Annotated in this window: 14 protein-coding genes; 4 read left to right on the top strand and 10 right to left on the bottom strand. The window is 73.1% G+C overall.

The features are described from left to right. Positions 1–136: 136 nt before the first annotated feature. Both Srubr_RS37370 and Srubr_RS37365 read left to right on the top strand, forming a co-directional pair. A complete protein-coding gene (locus Srubr_RS37370) occupies positions 137–859 on the top strand; it encodes an MBL fold metallo-hydrolase (protein WP_189996921.1) in 723 nt (240 codons plus the stop codon). A 68-nt stretch (positions 860–927) separates the two neighbouring features. Then, positions 928–1,791 carry a DUF3097 domain-containing protein gene (locus Srubr_RS37365; RefSeq protein WP_373313562.1) on the top strand — a complete coding sequence of 288 codons (864 nt, stop codon included), beginning with the start codon at positions 928–930 and terminating at the stop codon, positions 1,789–1,791. Between the two features lie 127 nt (positions 1,792–1,918). On the opposite strand, the gene hemW is transcribed toward Srubr_RS37365, so the two are convergent. The 4 genes from hemW to lepA form a co-directional block, all read right to left on the bottom strand. Next, positions 1,919–3,151: a radical SAM family heme chaperone HemW gene (hemW, locus tag Srubr_RS37360; protein ID WP_189996923.1), complete on the bottom strand. Its 1,233-nt coding sequence runs from the start codon at positions 3,149–3,151 to the stop codon at positions 1,919–1,921. 55 nt (positions 3,152–3,206) lie between these two features. Next, complete coding sequence (locus tag Srubr_RS37355) at positions 3,207–5,024, bottom strand: SpoIIE family protein phosphatase (protein WP_189996960.1); 1,818 nt, start codon at positions 5,022–5,024, stop codon at positions 3,207–3,209. A 196-nt stretch (positions 5,025–5,220) separates the two neighbouring features. Beyond that, positions 5,221–7,095, bottom strand: coding sequence for an AMP-dependent synthetase/ligase (locus Srubr_RS37350; protein ID WP_189996924.1), 1,875 nt, complete (start codon positions 7,093–7,095; stop codon positions 5,221–5,223). A gap of 262 nt (positions 7,096–7,357) precedes the next feature. Then, a complete protein-coding gene (gene lepA / locus Srubr_RS37345) occupies positions 7,358–9,232 on the bottom strand; it encodes a translation elongation factor 4 (RefSeq protein ID WP_189996925.1) in 1,875 nt (624 codons plus the stop codon). Positions 9,233–9,457: 225 nt separating this feature from the next. Here lepA and rpsT point away from each other — a divergent pair, with 225 nt between their 5' ends. Continuing rightward, complete coding sequence (gene rpsT, locus Srubr_RS37340; protein ID WP_004001350.1) at positions 9,458–9,724, top strand: 30S ribosomal protein S20; 267 nt, start codon at positions 9,458–9,460, stop codon at positions 9,722–9,724. 376 nt (positions 9,725–10,100) lie between these two features. Here the strand turns inward: rpsT and holA are convergent, their stop codons facing one another. The 5 genes from holA to Srubr_RS37315 all read right to left on the bottom strand — a co-directional run bounded on the left by holA (position 10,101) and on the right by Srubr_RS37315 (position 16,399). After that, the gene (gene holA, locus Srubr_RS37335) at positions 10,101–11,090 is read right to left on the bottom strand and encodes a DNA polymerase III subunit delta (protein ID WP_189996926.1); all 990 of its coding nucleotides are present in this window, start codon (positions 11,088–11,090) and stop codon (positions 10,101–10,103) included. Positions 11,091–11,177: 87 nt separating this feature from the next. Further along, entirely contained in the window at positions 11,178–11,423 is a 246-nt protein-coding gene (locus Srubr_RS37330; protein WP_189996927.1) for a hypothetical protein, read from the bottom strand. A gap of 299 nt (positions 11,424–11,722) precedes the next feature. Continuing rightward, positions 11,723–12,604 (bottom strand): YceI family protein, encoded by an 882-nt coding sequence (locus tag Srubr_RS37325; protein ID WP_189996928.1) that lies wholly within the window; start codon positions 12,602–12,604, stop codon positions 11,723–11,725. 187 nt (positions 12,605–12,791) lie between these two features. Further along, positions 12,792–15,689 (bottom strand): ComEC/Rec2 family competence protein, encoded by a 2,898-nt coding sequence (locus Srubr_RS37320; protein WP_373313564.1) that lies wholly within the window; start codon positions 15,687–15,689, stop codon positions 12,792–12,794. Continuing rightward, entirely contained in the window at positions 15,686–16,399 is a 714-nt protein-coding gene (locus tag Srubr_RS37315) for a ComEA family DNA-binding protein (protein WP_373313565.1), read from the bottom strand. The genes Srubr_RS37320 and Srubr_RS37315 overlap by 4 nt, the downstream gene beginning before the upstream one ends. Before the next feature lie 178 nt (positions 16,400–16,577). Between Srubr_RS37315 and Srubr_RS41170 the strand changes: the two genes are divergently transcribed. Then, positions 16,578–16,931, top strand: a complete 354-nt coding sequence (locus Srubr_RS41170; RefSeq protein ID WP_230426678.1) for a hypothetical protein — start codon at positions 16,578–16,580, stop codon at positions 16,929–16,931. Positions 16,932–17,310: 379 nt separating this feature from the next. Here Srubr_RS41170 and Srubr_RS37310 read toward each other — a convergent pair whose 3' ends face one another. Beyond that, positions 17,311–18,156 carry a DegV family protein gene (locus tag Srubr_RS37310; protein WP_189996930.1) on the bottom strand — a complete coding sequence of 282 codons (846 nt, stop codon included), beginning with the start codon at positions 18,154–18,156 and terminating at the stop codon, positions 17,311–17,313. Positions 18,157–18,183: the final 27 nt, after the last annotated feature.

Here is an 18,183-nt window from a genome sequence, read left to right as displayed (position 1 = left end):
CCTCGTCCCATCGGGTCGTCCGCCTGGCACTCTTCCCATACGAGTGCCAGCCTTCCCCGGCCCAGTGTACGGCCGTCGGGTACACCCTGGGCAAGGTCGGGCCGCGCCGCCGGGTGGTAGCGCTAGCGTCGCGGGTATGAGCGTGACTTGGGAAGAGCTGGGGTGGGAACGGCTGGCGGCCGGGGTGGGGCGGTGCCGGCTGCCGGGCTGGGACTGCACGGCGGGGCTGGTCGTGGGCGAGGGGACGGCGCTGCTCGTGGACGCCGGTTCGAGCCTGGCGGAGGGGGCCCGGCTGCGCGCGCGGGCCGAGGAGCTGGCGGGCGGCCGTGTGACCCATCTCGCGCTCACCCATCCCCACTTCGACCACGTCTTCGGCGCGGCGGTGTTCGCCGGGGCGGAGGTGTACGGAGCGGTCGGCCTGGACGCGGTGTTCGCGTTCGAGCGGGCGGAGCTGCGACTGGACGCGGTGCGCAACGGGCTGCCGGTCGCCGACGCCGACGAGGCGGTGGACGCGCTGGTCACGCCCCGGCACCTGGTGTCCGGCGAGTGGACGCTGGACCTCGGCGACGGCCGGCAGGCGCTGCTGGCCAATGTGGGCCCGGGCCACACCGCCCACGACCTCGCGGTGCTGGTCCCCGGCTCCCCCGAGGTGGTCTTCTGCGGCGACCTGGTGGAGGAGTCCGGCGAGCCCCAGGCCGGCCCGGACGCGGTCCCCGCCCGCTGGCCGGACGCCCTGGACCGGCTGCTGGCGCTGGGCGGCGAGGACGCGGTGTACGTGCCCGGTCACGGGGCGGTGGTGGACGCGGCGTTCGTGCGACGTCAACGGGACGAGCTGGCGGCACGGTTCGACGTGATCTGAACGGCGTTCCGGCCGGCATTCCGGCGTGTCGCGCTTGCCCTGGCGCGGCTTCTCCTATCGTCATCCGAATGCGCCCACCCGTCTCCCGCCACCGCCCTTCCAACGAGGGCCCTTCGGGCCCGCGCCCTCGTGTGTATTCGCCGGATCTCACCCCTCCCTGGAAGAAGAAGCCGCAGCCGGCGCCGGAGGTGGCCGCGGAGCCAGGCTTGGTGGTGGAGGAGGCCGGTACCGGGTTCTGCGGCGCGGTGATCCGCTGCGAGGCGGGCACGGTGACCCTGGAGGACCGCTTCGGCAAGCACCGCGTCTTCCCCCTGGAACCGCGCGGCTTCCTGCTGGAGGGCAGGCCCGTCACGCTGGTCCGCCCGGCCTCGGCCCCGGCCCGCCCCACCCGTACGGCGTCCGGCTCGATCGCCGTCCCCCAGGCACGCGCGCGCGTGGCCCGCGCCGGCCGCATCTACGTGGAGGGCCGGCACGACGCCGAGCTGGTCGAGAAGGTCTGGGGCGACGACCTGCGCGTCGAGGGCGTGGTCGTGGAGTACCTGGAGGGCGTGGACGACCTGCCGGCCATCGTGGAGTCCTTCGCCCCGGGCCCCGACGCCCGCCTGGGCGTCCTGGTGGACCACCTGGTGCCGGGCACGAAGGAATGGCGGATCGCCCAGTCGGTCACCAGCGAGCACGCCCTGGTCGTCGGTCACCCGTTCATCGACATCTGGCAGGCGGTGAAGCCCGCCTCCCTGGGCATCGAGGCATGGCCGACGGTACCGAAGGGACAGGACTGGAAGACGGGGGTCTGCCGGTCACTGGGCTGGCCGGCGGAGAACACCGGCGCGGTGTGGCAGGCGATCCTGAAGCGGGTGCGGTCCTACAAGGACCTGGAGCCGGAACTGCTGGGCTGTGTCGAGCGTCTCATCGACCACGTGACCGTGCCCTGAGGGCCTGCCGAACCGTTGAGCCGGGCGGGACCGGTGGATCGCTCTCCGCCGTCGCGGAGGTGGCCCGTCGATCAGCTCGTCCACACGTCCGAGCATGTCGTCGTCCCCGCCGCCGCGGGGCTGCCGGTCAGTCCACCAGGTCCCGCACCACCGCGTCCGCCAGCAGGCGCCCCCGCAGGGTCAGTACGGCTCGGCCCTCCTCGTACGGCCGTTCCTGGAGGAGTCCGTCCGTCAGTGCGCGCCGGGAGGCGGCGAGGCCCTCCGGCTTCAGCAGGGACAGGGGGACACCCTCGCGCAGGCGCAGTTCGAGGAGGACGCGTTCGACGCGGCGGTCCTCGTCCGACAGGAGCTCGCGGCCGGCTCCCGGAGAGCGTCCGTCGGCGAGCGCCGCCGCGTACGCGCCGGGGTGCTTCACGTTCCACCAGCGCACGCCGCCCACGTGCGAGTGCGCCCCCGGTCCGGCGCCCCACCAGTCGGCGCCGCGCCAGTACAGCTCGTTGTGCAGGCAGCGGCCCGCCTCGGAGGTTGCCCAGTTGGAGACCTCGTACCACTCGAAGCCCGCCCGGCTCAGCGTCTCCTCCGCGATCAGGTACCGGTCGGCGTGCACGTCGTCGTCGGTCATCGGGACCTCGCCCCGGCGGATCCGGCGGGCCAGCTGGGTGCCCTCCTCCACGATGAGCGCGTAGGCGCTGACGTGGTCGGGCCCGGCGCCCAGGGCGGCCTCCAGCGAGGCCCGCCAGTCGTCGTCGCTCTCCCCCGGCGTGCCGTAGATCAGGTCGAGGTTCACGTGCTCGAAGCCCGCCGCCCTGGCCTCCGCCACGCACGCCTCGGGACGGCCGGGGGTGTGGGTGCGGTCCAGGACCTTCAGCACGTGCCGCCGGGCGCTCTGCATGCCGAAGGAGATCCGGTTGAAGCCGCCCTCGCGGAGGGTGGCCAGGTAGGCGGGGTCGACGGACTCCGGGTTCGCCTCCGTGGTGATCTCCGCGTCCGGCGCGAGACCGAACTCCTCGCGGATCGCCCCCAGCATCCGTACCAGGTCCCCGGCGGCCAGCAGCGTGGGCGTACCGCCCCCGACGAACACCGTACGGACCTCGCGGGGGTCGTCACCCAATACCTTGCGGGCCAGCCGGATCTCGTCGGTCAGCGTGTCCGCGTAGTTGTCCCGGGACGCGAGCACTCCGCCGGTGCCGCGCAGCTCGGTCGCGGTGTAGGTGTTGAAGTCGCAGTAGCCGCAGCGGGTCGCGCAGTACGGGACGTGCAGGTAGAAGCCGAGCGGGCGGGCGGCGGCCCCGGCGAGCGCGGAGCCGGGCAGCGCGCCGTCAGCGGGGACGGGCTCGCCGTCGGGGAGTGCGGAAGGCATGCCTTCCATTGTCCAGCACCGCGGGCGTTGCCCGGCCGGCCGTGCTGCGGGGGCGTCACTCGGCCTGGAGCACCAGCAGGGCCAGGTCGTCCCCGGGCAGGTCGGCGCCGAAGTCGTGGACCAGGCGGCGGATGCGCTCCGCGATCAGTTCGGCGCCGAGCCCGGCGCAGCCGGACAGGGCGTGGGCAAGGCCGTCGCCGTCGTCGAACTGGCGGCTGCCGGAGCGCCGCTCGGTCACCCCGTCGGTGACGCACAGCAGGCTTTCACCGGACCGCAGCTCCACGGTCTCGCTGGTGTACGTCTCGTCCTCCACCACGCCGAGCAGGGTCTGCGGGCGGGCGACGGTGCGCACGGTGCCGTCCGGGGCGAGGACCAGCGGCAGCGGGTGACCGGCGGAGGCGAGGGTGCAGCGGACCCCGTCGGCGTGCGGGGTCAGCTCGCCGTAGAGGAGGGAGAGGAAGCGCGTCTGCGGGCCGTCCCCGAGACCCGGCGGCCGGCCGCCGGCGGTGACCAGGGCGCGGGCCGCGGCGTCGGCCGCCTCGGTGGCGTCGTCCAGCAGCAGCTGGTTGAGGCGGTCCAGGACGTCGGCGACGCCGTACCCCTCGCGGGCGAGCAGCCGCAGCCAGGGGCGGGCGAGGCCGATCACCACGGCCGCCTCGGGGCCCTTGCCCTGGACGTCGCCGACGGCGAAGCACCAGCGTCCGTCACCCGCCGGGAACAGGTCGTAGAAGTCGCCGCTGGGGCCGCCCTGGTCGCAGGGTTCGTAGACGAGCGCGCTGCGCACGCCGGGGATCTCGGCGACCGCGCCGGGCAGCAGACCGCGCTGGAGCACGGCGCTGATGGTGGCCTGGCGGGCGTACTGGCGGGCCGCGCCGATGGCCAGGGCGACCCGTCGGCTCAGGTCCTCCACCAGGCCGGTGATCTCGTCGGGGAAGCCGGCCGGGCCGCACCGGCCGATGACCAGCGTGCCGAGCGGCCGGCCGCCCGCGACCAGCCGGTAGGCCAGCGCCGTGCCGTCGGTGCCGTGCGGACCGAGCGCGTGGCCGGGCCAGGGGTAGGACCCGGGACCGGAACGCGTTCCGTCCGGCGGGCGCGGCGGCTCCTTCTCCAGCGCGGCGCGCAGTTCCTCGATGCGGGCCTCGCTGGCGTGCCAGACCCGGACGGGGCCGTCGCGGGCGCCGCCGCGCACGGTCGCCTCGTCCTCCAGCCAGACCGCGCACCAGTCGGCGAGCCGGGGCACGATCAGCTGGCCGGTGAGCGCGGCGACCAGGTTCTCGTCGAGCTGTCCGGCGAGCAGGTCGGAGGCCTCGGCGAGGAAGGACAGGGCGCCCCGGCCGAGCCAGTCCCGGTCGCCGTCGGCGCGGTGCGGCTGCGGGGCGAGGCCCTCGGCGACCTCCAGGGCGGGCCCGGGAACGGGGCCGTCCGGGGCATCGCTGCCGCCCGGGGGCAGCCGGGCCCAGACCGTCTTGGCGCCGGCGCGGTAGGTGACGCCCCAGGATTCGGCGAGCGTGGCGACGAGCCGCAGCCCACGCCCGTACTCGGGGGTGTCGTACGGCGCCTCGCAGCCGGCGTCCCGCGGGGCGCGGGAGGGGTGCCGGTCGCACACCTCGATCACGAACGCGCCGGTCTCCTCCAGCCGCCACTCGACGTGCACGTCCGTACCGGCGTGTACGACGGCGTTGGTGACCAGTTCGCTGACGACCGCCATCGCGTCGTCGGCGAGCCGCGCCGGGACGCCGGGCGCCTCGGCCAGCACGGCCCGCACCAGCGCGCGGGCCGACCCCGGGGCGAGGGGGCTGCCGGGCAGCGTGGCCCGCCCCCGCGCCGCGCCTGGCTGAGACTCGCTGTCCCGCTGTGCGGGTATGGCCGCCATGTCCATGCGGCCAGGGTGACAGACCGGACCCGCCTATAAGCGCCGAGTCACGGAACTGACCGGAAGACGGAACCTTTCGAGCGCCGGTGAGCGTTAAATTCGAGCGTCGGTGAGCGTGAGGGGTGTGGCACCGCACCGCCGTGCCGCCGCGCCGCGTGGCGCGAAACCGCGGCCGGCCCACGGTCGCCCCGGCGGTCTACGCCTCTCTGGTGCCGGCGTACATCTCGTCGATCAGGTCCTTGTACGTCCGCTCCACCACCGGCCGCTTCAGCTTCAGGCTCGGTGTGATCTCGCCGTGTTCCACGTCGAGGTCGCGCGGCAGCAGCCGGAACTTCTTGATGGTCTGCCAGCGCTGGAGCCCGGCGTTGAGCTGCTGCACGTACCCGTCGACCATCTCCACCGTCCGCGGCGCGGCGACGACCTCCGCGTACGACGCGCCCTCCAGACCGTTCTCCTTCGCCCACTGGAGGATCGCGGGCTCGTCCAGGGCGATCAGGGCGGTGCAGTAGTTCCGGTCGGCGCCGTGCACGAGGATGTTGGACACGTACGGGCACACCGCCTTGAACTGGCCCTCGATCTCGGCCGGCGCGACGTACTTGCCGCCGGAGGTCTTGATGAGGTCCTTCTTGCGGTCGGTGATGCGCAGATAGCCGTCGGGCGACAGCTCGCCGATGTCGCCGGTGTGGAACCAGCCGTCGGACTCCAGCACCTCGGCGGTCTTCTCGGGCTGCTGGTGGTAGCCCTGCATGATGCCGGGGCCGCGCAGCAGGATCTCGCCGTCGTCGGCGATGCGGACCTCGGTGCCGGGCAGCGGCTTGCCGACCGTGCCGGTGCGGTAGGCCTCGCCGGGGTTGACGAAGGAGGCGGCGGAGGTCTCGGTGAGGCCGTAGCCCTCCAGGATGTGGATGCCGGCGCCGGCGAAGAAGTAGCCGATCTCGGGCGCGAGCGCGGAGGCACCGGAGACACAGGCGCGCAGCCGGCCGCCGAAGGCCTCGCGGAGCTTGGCGTAGACGAGGGTGTCGGCCACCTTGTGCTTCGCGGCGAGCCCGAACGGCGCCGAGGCGACACCGGTGCGGCGGAAGTTGTCCTGGGTGACCTTGGCGTACTCGCGGGCGACCTCGGCCGCCCACTGGAAGACCTTGTACTTGGCCGCGCCGCCCTCGCGGGCCTTGGCCGCCACGCCGTTGTACACCTTCTCGAAGATGCGCGGCACGGCCGCCATGTACGTCGGCCGCACCACCGGGAGGTTCTCGATGATCTTGTCCACGCGGCCGTCGACCGCGGTGACGTGCCCGACCTCGATCTGGCCGGAGGTGAGCACCTTGCCGAAGACGTGCGCGAGCGGCAGCCACAGGTACTGGACGTCGTCGATGGTGACCAGGCCGGTCGCGGCGATCGCCTTGGCCATGTACGACCAGTTGTCGTGCGGCAGGCGCACGCCCTTGGGGCGGCCGGTGGTGCCGGAGGTGTAGATGAGGGTGGCGAGCTGCTCCCTGGTGATCGCGCCGACCCGCTCCTTGATCAGCTGCGGGTGCTGCTCCAGGTAGGCGGCGCCGCGCTCCTCCAGCTCGGCGAGGGTGATCACCCAGTCACCGGTCTCCACACCGGCCGGGTCGATCACCACGACCTTGGCGAGCGCGGGCAGCTCGGGGCGCTTCGCCACCGCCTTGGCCAGCTGTGCCGCGTCCTCGGCGACCAGGACGCGGCTCTCGGAGTCGGAGAGGATGAACGCGGACTCGTCGGCGTTGGTCTGCGGGTAGATGGTCGTGGTCGCCCCGCCGGCGCACATGATGCCGAGGTCGGTGAGGATCCACTCGACCCGGGTGGAGGAGGCGAGCGCCACCCGCTGCTCGGGCTCGATGCCCAGCTCGATGAGCCCGGCCGCGATCGCGTACACCCGCTCGGCCGCCTGCGCCCAGCTGAGCGACTCCCAGTCGTCGGGGCCCTCGCCCGCGGCCGGCGGAGCGGGGTAGCGGTAGGCCTCGGCGTCCGGTGTGGCCGCCACGCGCTCCAGGAAGAGGGCCGCCACGGACGGCGGACGGTTCTCGATCAGGGTCTGTGTGTCGCTCACGACATCCTCCCGGGGGCCCGCGACGGTGCGGCTGGCTCGGTGCGGCTGGGTTGACTCACGGTGGGGTAGCGGACTGTTGTTTAACTCGCGAGTAACTAACGAGCAGGGACAGGGTAAGGGGCGGCCGCCCGCCGCGTAAGGGGCATCGGCCCGACACTTTCCGACACGGAGCAACGCCCGTCACGCACGGGGGCCCGCCGCGCTTTCGCACGACGGGCCCCCACATGCCCGCTTTGCGGACGCAACCGGCCACAGCCTCCGGTTACTTCTTGCCCTTGGCCGATCCCGCACTGTCATCGCTGGACAGGACGGCGATGAAGGCCTCCTGCGGAACCTCCACGGAACCCACCATCTTCATCCGCTTCTTGCCTTCCTTCTGCTTCTCCAGCAGCTTCCGCTTACGGGAGATGTCACCGCCGTAGCACTTGGCGAGGACGTCCTTGCGGATGGCGCGGATGGTCTCGCGGGCGATGACCCGGGAGCCGATGGCGGCCTGCACCGGCACCTCGAAGTTCTGCCGCGGGATCAGCTCCTTGAGCTTGGCGACGAGCCGCACGCCGTACGCGTACGCCTGGTCCTTGTGGGTGATCGCCGAGAAGGCGTCCACCTTGTCGCCGTGCAGCAGGATGTCGACCTTGACCAGGGAACTGCTCTGCTCGCCCGTGGGCTCGTAGTCCAGGGAGGCGTAACCCCGCGTCTTCGACTTCAGCTGGTCGAAGAAGTCGAAGACGATCTCCGCGAGCGGCAGGGTGTAGCGGATCTCGACGCGGTCCTCGGAGAGGTAGTCCATGCCCAGCAGCGTGCCGCGCCGGGTCTGGCACAGCTCCATGATCGCGCCGATGAACTCGGTCGGCGCGAGGATCGTCGCCCGCACGACCGGCTCGTACACCTCGTCGATCTTGCCCTCGGGGAACTCGCTCGGGTTGGTGACGGTGACCTCGCTGCCGTCCTCCAGGATCACGCGGTAGACCACGTTGGGGGCGGTGGCGATCAGGTCGAGCCCGAACTCGCGCTCCAGCCGCTCCCGGATGACGTCCAGGTGCAGCAGGCCGAGGAAGCCGACACGGAAACCGAAGCCGAGGGCGGCGGAGGTCTCCGGCTCGTAGACCAGCGCGGCGTCGTTGAGCTGGAGCTTGTCCAGGGCCTCGCGCAGCTCCGGGTAGTCGGAGCCGTCCAGCGGGTACAGACCGGAGAAGACCATCGGCTTCGGGTCCTTGTAACCGCCGAGCGCCTCGGTGGCGCCCTTGTGCTGGCTGGTGACCGTGTCACCGACCTTGGACTGCCGGACGTCCTTCACCCCGGTGATGAGGTACCCCACCTCGCCGACGCCGAGGCCGTCGGCCGGCAGCATCTCCGGCGAGTTGACACCGATCTCCAGCAGCTCGTGCGTGGCGCCGGTCGACATCATCTTGATGCGCTCGCGCTTGTTGAGCTGGCCGTCGATGACACGGACGTACGTCACGACACCGCGGTAGGAGTCGTAGACCGAGTCGAAGATCATCGCGCGGGCGGGCGCGTCGGCGACACCGACCGGCGCCGGGATCTCCTTGACGACCTTGTTCAGCAGCGCGTCCACACCGAGACCGGTCTTCGCCGAGACCTTGAGCACGTCGTCCGGTTCGCAGCCGACCAGGTTCGCCAGCTCCTCGGCGAACTTCTCCGGCTGTGCGGCCGGCAGGTCGATCTTGTTCAGCACCGGGATGATCGTGAGGTCGTTCTCCATCGCCAGGTACAGGTTGGCGAGGGTCTGCGCCTCGATGCCCTGGGCGGCGTCGACCAGGAGGATGGTCCCCTCGCAGGCGGCGAGCGACCGCGAGACCTCGTAGGTGAAGTCGACGTGCCCCGGGGTGTCGATCATGTTGAGGATGTGGGTCGTGCCCTGGTCGGGGCCCTCGGTCGGGGCCCAGGGCAGACGCACCGCCTGGGACTTGATCGTGATGCCGCGCTCGCGCTCGATGTCCATCCGGTCGAGGTACTGAGCACGCATCTGCCGCTGCTCGACCACACCGGTCAGCTGGAGCATCCGGTCGGCGAGCGTGGACTTGCCGTGGTCGATGTGCGCGATGATGCAGAAATTGCGGATCAGAGCCGGGTCGGTACGGCTCGGCTCGGGCACATGGTTAGGGGTCGCGGGCACGCAGGGTCCTGTCTCTTGAGGCGCCTTATGCCTCGGGTCGGATCGTTACGTAGTCTCCATGGTCCCACGGGGCGGGACCTAGGGCCGTTTTGGGCTGCCCGGAGGGCCACTGGTACTGTAGATGGCTGTGCCTCATGCCCTCTCAGCGCGAGGCGCGACAGAAAATTTTGGATCACCGGTACGGGACCCGAGCGGCCCCGTGCCTGAACCTGAAAAGGCTCCTTCGTGGCGAACATCAAGTCCCAGATCAAGCGGATCAAGACCAACGAGAAGGCCCGGCTGCGCAACAAGGCCGTCAAGTCCTCCCTGAAGACCGCGATCCGCAAGGCCCGTGAGGCCGCTGCCGCGGGTGACGTCGAGAAGGCCACCGAGCTGCAGCGCGCTGCCGCGCGTGCGCTCGACAAGGCCGTCTCCAAGGGCGTCATCCACAAGAACCAGGCCGCCAACAAGAAGTCGGCGCTTGCTTCCAAGGTCGCTTCCCTCAAGGGCTGAACCTCCTTTCTGATCTGATCGCCGGAAGGACCCAGAGCGGGCCCTCTCTCATCCGCTCCCGACCGGCACCCCCGGACCCACGCGCGGCCTGCGTTCGCCACGCGGGCGTGGATCCACAAGCTTGATCCGACGGCCCCGGCGCCTTCGCCTTTCCCCAAGGCGGGCACCGGGGCCTTTGGCGTGCCCGGGGAGCCTTGTCGGGTCTGGGGAGTGTTTGGTGTGCTGGGGGCTGGGTGGGGGCGCCGCGCTAGCGGAGACAGTCGTCCGGTGTCCGTGGGCGCCGGTTGTCGGTGCCCGTGTTCCGGTGAGTGGGGCGAGCCACCCCGGCCGGTGGCTCAGGGGTGTTCCGGCTTGTCCGTGTCCCTGGGGCGACCGGTCAGGCCCGGCCTCTGGAGCGGGCGGCTCGGGCGATCACCACGACCGCCTTCTCCAGGGCGTACTCGGGATCGTCACCGCCGCCCTTCACGCCCGCGTCCGCCTCCGCGACCGCTCTGAGTGCGACCGCGACCCCGTCCGGCGTCCAGCCCCGCATCTGCTGGCGCACCCGGTCGATCTTCCACGGCGGCATGCCCAGCTCCCGCGCCAGATCGGCCGGCCGGCCGCCCCGGGCCGAGGACAGCTTGCCGATCGCCCGCACGCCCTGCGCCAGCGCGCTGGTGATCATCACCGGCGCCACCCCTGTCGCCAGCGACCATCTCAGCGCCTCCAGCGCCTCCGCCGTACGCCCCTCCACGGCCCGGTCGGCGACCGTGAAGCTGGATGCCTCGGCGCGCCCCGTGTAGTACCGCCCGACGATCGCCTCGTCGATCGTCCCTTCCACGTCGGCGACCAACTGCGAGACCGCCGAGGCCAGCTCCCGCAGATCGCTCCCGATGGCGTCGCAGAGCGCCTGGCAGGCCTCGGGGGTGGCCGACCGCCCGAGAGAGCGGAACTCGCCCCGCACGAAGGCCAGCCGGTCCGCCGGCTTGGTCATCTTCGGGCAGGCCACCTCCCGCGCGCCCGCCTTGCGCGCCGCGTCCAGCAACCCCTTTCCCTTGGCGCCGCCGGCGTGCAGCAGCACCAGGGTGATCTCCTCGGCGGGCGAACCGAGATACGCCTTCACGTCCTTGACCGTGTCGGCGGACAGGTCCTGCGCGTTGCGTACGACCACGACCTTGCGCTCCGCGAAGAGCGACGGGCTGGTCAGCTCGGCGAGTGTGCCGGGCTGCAGCTGCTCCGGGGTCAGGTCACGTACGTCCGTGTCGGCGTCGGCGGCCTTGGCGGCGGCCACCACCTCCCGCACGGCACGGTCGAGCAGGAGGTCCTCCTGGCCCACGGCAACGGTCACCGGGGCGAGAGGGTCGTCATTCGCAGTCTTCCTGGCCATCGCTTACAGCATCCCACGCGGCACTGACAGCCAACCGGCTCCGCGCCCCTGACCGGTCCCGGAGCGGACCCTGAGGGCGGCTCGGGGTCACGGTTCCTCGCGCCAGCCGTCCCACTCCCCCGCGAACGCGTCCAGCTCGGCGGGGTCGAGCCGCGCGGCCTCGTCCCGCAGGACCACCAGCCACTGGGCGTCCTCGGCGTCGTCCTCACCGGCGAGCGCGTCCCGGACGAGCCGGGGCTCCTCGTCGATCCCGAACCGCTCCCCGAGCGCCTCGGCCGCTTCCTCGGCGGCATCGCGGTCGGGCAGCACCAGCACGTGTCTCACATCGCTCACGGGCCCATTCTCCGGCACCTGGCGCGGGCCTCCGGCCCGGGTCAGCCGGCCTCTGCCCCAGGTCGGCGGAGGCCGGAACGGTACGCACGACCTGTGCCGCGGGTGCCCACGCCTCCCTGCGGGAGGGCTTTCGCCCTGGCAGGGGTGACAGTCCCAGAGCGCGCGCCCGCGGCTGCCCGGACACGTCCGCGCCGTCGCCTGCGGCCCGTGTCCCTGGGCCCGCGCCCTGGCGGGCCACCCGCCGGCTTCGGGGCGGCAGAACCGGGCGCGGGGGCGGGGGCGGGGTGATTTCCGCGCGGTCAGCTCTTCGGCACGATCTGCACGTCCAGGTCGACGCGGATGCTCGGTCCGACCGCCGCGATCCCCCGGGCCAGCATCGACTGCCAGCTGATCGTGAAGTCGTCCCGGTGCAGTTCGGTGGTGGCCCGGCAGGCCGCCCGCGTCTCGCCCTCCACGCCGTTGCCGAGCCCGAGGTAATCGGTGTCGAGCGTGACCGTGCGGGTCACGCCGTGCAACGACAGCGCCCCGGTGACCGTCCACCGGTTGCCGCCCTTGTGCACGAACCGGTCGCTGTAGAACTCCAGCGTCGGGAACCGCTGCACGTCCAGGAAGTCCGCCGACCGCAAGTGGTCGTCGCGCATCCTGATACCCGTGTCGATGGAGGACGCGTCGATCACCACGTGCATCGCCGACTGTTCGATCCGCTCGGCGATCCGCACCACCCCGGCGAAGGAGTTGAACCGCCCGTGGATCCGGGCCAGTCCGATGTGCCGTGCGGTGAAGCCGATCGAGGAGTGCGCGGGGTCGATGTCCCAGTCGCCCGGCGCCGGCGGCTCCGGCGGCTGGGCCACCTGGAGCGTCACATCGCCCAGCGAGGCAAGGGAGTTCTCCCCGACCAGCGCGGTGGCCCGGTACGGCGCGTAGCCCTCGGCCCCGACCGCGAGCCGGTACTCCCCCGCCGGCACCATGGCCAGGAACAGCCCGTAGGGGTCCGTGCCCCCGGCCACCACCCGCCGGCCCATGGCGTCGGTGACCGTCAACTCCGCGCCGGCCACGGGCTCGTTGACCGGGTCGACCACCCGGCAGCTGAGCACTCCGGCATGCGGCGGTGTCCGGACCCCCGCCAGGGGATTCGACCGTTGTACGCGGTTTCTCCGGTTACCCAACAAGCGACCGAACATCCACGACACCCCTGTACCCCTCGACATGATCCGTTGCCGAAGGTTCATTCGATCACCGATGCGGCTTTCGAGGCAACACGGACCCACATCACAGGAATCCACTGCATGCGCCGGGACTGATCCGAATTAGTCGCTCAGGTCAAAATTTCACAAAGCGACCACACGGCCCATCCCGTGTGACACCGGCTCAGCGGTCGCTCGTCACCCGCATCTCCCCTCCCTTCCCTCCGGTGCCGGTGAGCGCGAGCGCGCCGTCCCGGTCGGTGCGCAGGACCGTCGCCCCGCCGCTCCGCAGGGCGGCCACGGTGGACGGGGCCGGATGGCCGTAGGGGTTGTCGGCACCGGCGGAGACGAGTGCCACCCGGGGTGCGGCGAGGCGCAACAGCCTGGGGTCCTGGTAGGCCGATCCGTGGTGGGCCACCTTCAGGGCGTCCACCCCGGCCAGACCGGCCGCCGCCGGGGACCGCAGCAGTGCCTGCTGGGCCGGGGGTTCGAGGTCCCCGAGCAGGAGCAGTCGCAGTCCGCCCGTGTGTACGAGCAGCGTGACGCTGGCGTCGTTCGGCCCTTCCGGCCGGAAGGCGGGACCGGGTACGGGGGCCGGACCGAGCCCAGAGGCCGGGCTGGGTACGGAGGCCGGGACGGATGCAGGGATGTGGCCAGATACGGGGGCCGGGCCGGGTGCGGAGGCGGGGCCGGGCGCGGGGGCCGGGCCGGGCGCGGAAGCGGGGCCAGGCACGGAGGCAGGGCCGGGCGCGGGGGCGGGCGTTCGCGCTCCAGAGGGCGTCCCGGCTCCCTGGGGCGGGGGCCACAGGACCCGCCACGTCAGCGGTCCGACGCGCCGTTCCTCTCCCGCGGCGGCCGTCACGACCGGGATGTGCCGCTCGGCCGCCTCCCTGCGGACGAACCTCGCCTGGTCCGGCGGCTCCGCGAGCCCGGTGGTCTCGATCGCGGCCACCGAGCGGCCCCGCAGGACACCGGGCAGGCCCGCCACGTGGTCGGCGTGGAAGTGAGTGAGGATCACAAGGGGGACGCGGGTGATGCCCAGCCGCCGGAGACAGTCGTCGACCAGCGCGGGATCCGGTCCGGCGTCCACGACCACCCCGGTTCCCTCGCCCGCCGCCAGCACCGTCGCGTCGCCCTGCCCGACGTCACACACCGCGAATCTCCAGCCGGGCGGCGGCCAGCCCGTGATCACCCGGGTCAGCGGCGCCGGCCGGGCCACGACCAGCACGAGCAGTATGCCGAGCAGTCCACACCACAAGGGGTGCCGCAGCAGTCTCCGGCCGATCGCCACGACGGCCACGGTGACCGCCGCGAGCGCCAGTGCCCCCGGCCAGCTCCCCGGCCAGTCCACACCCGCGCCGGGCAGCGCCGCCCCGGCCCGGGCGACTGCGGCGATGCACCCGGCAGGCCAACTCGCGCACCAGGCCAGCGCCTTCGCCACCGGCATCAGCAAGGGCGCCGTCGCGAGCGCCGTGAACCCCAGCACTGTGGCCGGTGCGACCGCCACCTCGGCCAGCAGATTGCACGGCACCGCCACCAGGCTCACCCGGGCCGACAGCACTGCCACGACCGGCGCGCACACTGCCTGGGCCGCGGCAGCCGCCGCGAGCGCCTCGGCGAGCCTCGGGGGCACCCGGCGCCGACGCAACGCCTCGCTCCAGCCCGGCGCCAGCACCAGCAGCGCGCCGGTGGCCAGCACCGACAGCAGGAAGCCGTAACTGCGCGCCAGCCACGGGTCGTACAACACCAGCAGCAGGACGGCCGTGGCCAGCGCCGGGATCAGCGATCTGCGGCGCCCGGTGGCCAGGGCGAGCAGCGCGACGGCGCCGCAGGCCGCGGCCCGCAGGACGCTGGGATCGGGCCGGCAAACGATTACGAACCCCAGCGTCAGCGCTCCCGCGAGCGCGGCCGTCATCCTCAGTGAGAGGCCCAAGCATGGGGCCAAGCCCCTGCGTTCGGCCCGTTGGGCCAGGCCCGGCGGCCCGATGAGCAACGCGAGCAGGACGGTGAGGTTGCTGCCGGAGACGGCGAGGATGTGTGCGAGGTCCGTCTCGTCGAAGGCGTGCTCCAGCTCGGGCGTGATCCGCGAGGTGTCCCCGACGACCAGACCGGGAAGCAGTGCCCGCGCGTCCCCCGGCAGGTCCTCGGTCGCCTCCCGCAGGCCCGCCCTGAGCCGGCCCGCGAGCCGTTGCGGTCCACTCGGCCCGGCCACGATCCGGGGTACCGGCCGTCCGCGTACCCGTAGCACGGCCGCTGTCCGGTCGCCGCCCGTGAGCGCGGGCGCCAGCCGGCCGCCGACCCGGAGCCGCGTGGACGGCAGCAGCCCGAGCCAGGCGGCCCGACCACCCGGCCGGTGCCGGTCGGCCCCGGACGGCGGCCCGGGACTTCGGCTTCTCCCGGCGCTTGCCTCCGGTGCCGGGACATCCGCGTCGATGATCAGCAGCACGGGCGTCCGCACCCGCATCCGCCGTCCGTCGGCCGCCTCCACGCTCCGCACCTCGGCCCGCGCCAGCACCGCCACCGGTGCCATGTGATCGCCGCTCGCCCGTGGACCGCTCAGCCAGGGATCGCCGCTCAGCTCGACCTCGGCGGTGACGGCCGCGAACCGCCGGGCCAGCTCGGGCACCGGCCCGCGTCGCACGTCGGCCCCGTGCAGTCCGGCGGAGACGGCCGCCGCGGCGGCACAGAGCAGCACGGCGGCGACGGTGGCCCGCGCCCAGTGAAACCGGCCCCGCATCCAACCGGCCGCCCTGGCCCGTCCGGCCTGCCCTGCCCACCTGGTGGGTTCGGGGCGTCCAACCTGCCCGGACCGTCTCCTCTGCCCAGCTCGCCTTGTCCTTCCCCTCCGCCCGGCCCGGCCCGATCGCCGTACCGACAGCAGCAGGACCCCGCCGAGCAGGCAGCAGGCGACGGTCCCGGCGGTCCAGGCCGCCGATGCGTCCAGGGTCAGGGCCGCCGTACCCCAGGCCGCGAGCGCGGGCGGCACCAGGCGCAGGTCCAGGGGGCCGGCCCGGCTGGGTCGCGTGGCTCCGCTCCCCTCGTATCCGGTGCCCCGGCCGGCCGCGTCGAGCGCGCGGTTCACGGCCGTACCAGGTCGCGCAGATCGGTGAACCGGCTGTCTCCGATGCCGTTGACCTCGCGCAGTTCGTCCACGGAGCGGAAACCACCGTGCTGGGTGCGGTAGTCGATGATGTGCCGGGCCAGTACCGGGCCGACTCCGGGCAGGGTGTCGAGCTGGTCCACGGTGGCGGTGTTGAGGGAGACCGGCGCGGCCGGGCCCGGGTCTGCGGCACCGGAGAGCTGCCCGACCGCCGAGCCGGCCGGTGCGGCGGCCCCTGCGGGGACGCCGACGAGAACCTGCTCGCCGTCGACCAGGAAACGGGCCCGGTTGAGCCCCTCGGTGCTCACCCCCGGCCGGACCCCGCCCGCGGCTCGCAACGCGTCGGCCACCCGGGCGCCTGACGGCAACCGCAGGATTCCCGGTTTGCGGACCTTGCCGCCGACGTCCACGACGATCTCCGCACCGGGTGTCGCCGGGGCGGACCCGGCCGTGGTCGCCGCCTCCTCCTTCTTGGGGAACGGCGCCTGTGGGCGGACCACTTGCGGGACACTCACGGACTGGGTCCGGCCCGACCAGAAGTGCTGCCCGGCGAAGACGGCCGCGGCCACGAGCACCGCGGCCAGCGCCACGACCGCTCGCCGCTCCACCCCGTACCGCGCCTGGAGCCACACCGGCATCCGCTCCCGCAAGGTCAGTCCGGCACGTTCCCGCCAGCCCGGGACCGCGGGCACCTCCGCCTCTCCCGGTCCCTCCGGTTCCGGCGACCGCGCACCACCGGCCCGCTCGCCCTTCGCCGAGACGGCGGATGGCGGGGGCGGTAGGGGTGGCGGGAGCGGTGCGGATGGCGGGGACGGCGGGGCCTGGTCGGCCGGTGAGCGCGGCGGAAGCGTGCCCCGCTCCGGCACAGCCGTGGTATCTGCCCACGCCGGCACCGTCGGCCGTACGGGCCCCCGCTCCGTCGGCTGCCCCGACCCCGGCGCCGTCCCGGGCACCAACGGTCGCACCGGCCCCGGTGACACCCCCAGTACGATCGGCCGCAACCGCCCCCTCGACACACCCGGCACCACCGACCGCACCGGCCCCGGCGTCGTCCCCGACACCGACCCTGCCGCCCCCGGGGCCGCCCCCGGCATCGCCCCTGCCGCCCCCTCCGTCCGCCCCGCCGATGCCGACGCACCCGCGGAGCCGACTGGATCGGGCGGCGCGTTCCCGGACTCCCGCCACTGCGCCGCCCGTTCACCGAAGAGGAGTTCCGCACGGTGACGCAGTTCCTCCGCCGGCGCGTTCGCCCGACGGCGGCTGCGACGGTGATCGGTGGGGCGTGGGTCGGTGGGACGTGGGTCGGTGGGTCGCGGGTCGGTGGCACGCTGTTCGGCAGGGCGGGGCCCGGTGACACGGTGGCGCGGTGGCCGGTGTCCGATGGCGCGGCGGTGCCGGACGCGGCCGTCGGAAGCCGGGCCACGGCCGGGACCGCTGGTCGGGGTCGCGATGCGGGAGCGAGATCGAAGTGCCATGCGACGAGGATGGAGCACTTCGCCACATCACGATGATCTTGGTGAATTCCCGTGCATTACCGACCGGTTGTGGATAACTCCGCCACTCACACGAGTGAAACCGGCGGGCCGAGGGCCCCGCCCGGGCCTCAGCGAGGCGAGACGACCGCCCCCAGCAGTCCAGGCCCGGTGTGCGCCCCGATCACCGCTCCGACCTCGCTGACATGCAGGTCGGCCAGGCCCGGGACGCGTGCCCGCAGCCGGTCGGCGAGCGCGGCGGCACCGTCGGCGGCGGCGAGATGGTGAACGGCGATGTCGACCTCCGCGTTGCCCGCCCGCTCCACGGTGAGCTCCTCCAGGCGCGCGATCGCCTTGGACGCCGTACGCACCTTTTCGAGCGGCTCGATACGGCCGTCCTCCAGCTGGAGCAGGGGTTTGACGGCGAGCGCGGAGCCCAGCAGCTTCTGCGCGGCGCCGATGCGGCCGCCTCGGCGCAGATAGTCGAGGGTGTCGACGTAGAACACGGCGGATGTGCCGGCGGCCCGCTTCTCGGCGGCCGTGACGGCCTCGTCCACCGTGCCGCCCGCCTCCGCGGTCTCGGCCGCGGTGAGCGCGCAGAAGCCGAGCGCCATCGCGATCACTCCGGTGTCCACCACGCGCACCGGCACCGGTGCCTCGCGCGCCGCGAGGACCGCCGCGTCGTAGGTGCCGGACAGCTCGGCGGACAGGTGCAGGGAGACGATGCCGCTCGCGCCGGACTCGGCGAGTCTGCGGTAGGTCTCGGCGAACACCTGGGGGCTGGGGCGGGAGGTGGTCACGGAGCGCCGTTTCTGCAGCGCCTGGGCGAGGGAGCGGGTGGAGATCTCGGTGCCCTCTTCGAGCGCCTGGTCGCCGAGGACCACCGTCAGCGGGACCGTGGTGATGCCGTGACGCTCCATCGCCCGGGGCGGCAGATAGGCCGTTGAATCGGTGACGATCGCGACATGGCGGGACATGAGCTGGAGGTTACCTGGCGTAGTGCT

The sequence above is a fragment of the Streptomyces rubradiris genome (assembly GCF_016860525.1).
Classification (GTDB): Bacteria; Actinomycetota; Actinomycetes; order Streptomycetales; family Streptomycetaceae; genus Streptomyces; species Streptomyces rubradiris.
This window is presented reverse-complemented; position numbering and strand designations above follow the sequence as displayed.

Coding starts and splice junctions, on each gene's coding strand:
- Srubr_RS37325 (WP_189996928.1), bottom strand. CDS start 12,604: ATGTTCGGTCGCTTGTTGGGTAACCGGAGAAACCGCGTACAACGGTCG.
- Srubr_RS37370 (WP_189996921.1), top strand. CDS start 137: ATGAGCGTGACTTGGGAAGAGCTGGGGTGGGAACGGCTGGCGGCCGGG.
- Srubr_RS37355 (WP_189996960.1), bottom strand. CDS start 5,024: ATGGCGGCCATACCCGCACAGCGGGACAGCGAGTCTCAGCCAGGCGCG.
- Srubr_RS37365 (WP_373313562.1), top strand. CDS start 928: ATGCGCCCACCCGTCTCCCGCCACCGCCCTTCCAACGAGGGCCCTTCG.
- holA (WP_189996926.1), bottom strand. CDS start 11,090: ATGGCCAGGAAGACTGCGAATGACGACCCTCTCGCCCCGGTGACCGTT.
- Srubr_RS37310 (WP_189996930.1), bottom strand. CDS start 18,156: ATGTCCCGCCATGTCGCGATCGTCACCGATTCAACGGCCTATCTGCCG.
- hemW (WP_189996923.1), bottom strand. CDS start 3,151: ATGCCTTCCGCACTCCCCGACGGCGAGCCCGTCCCCGCTGACGGCGCG.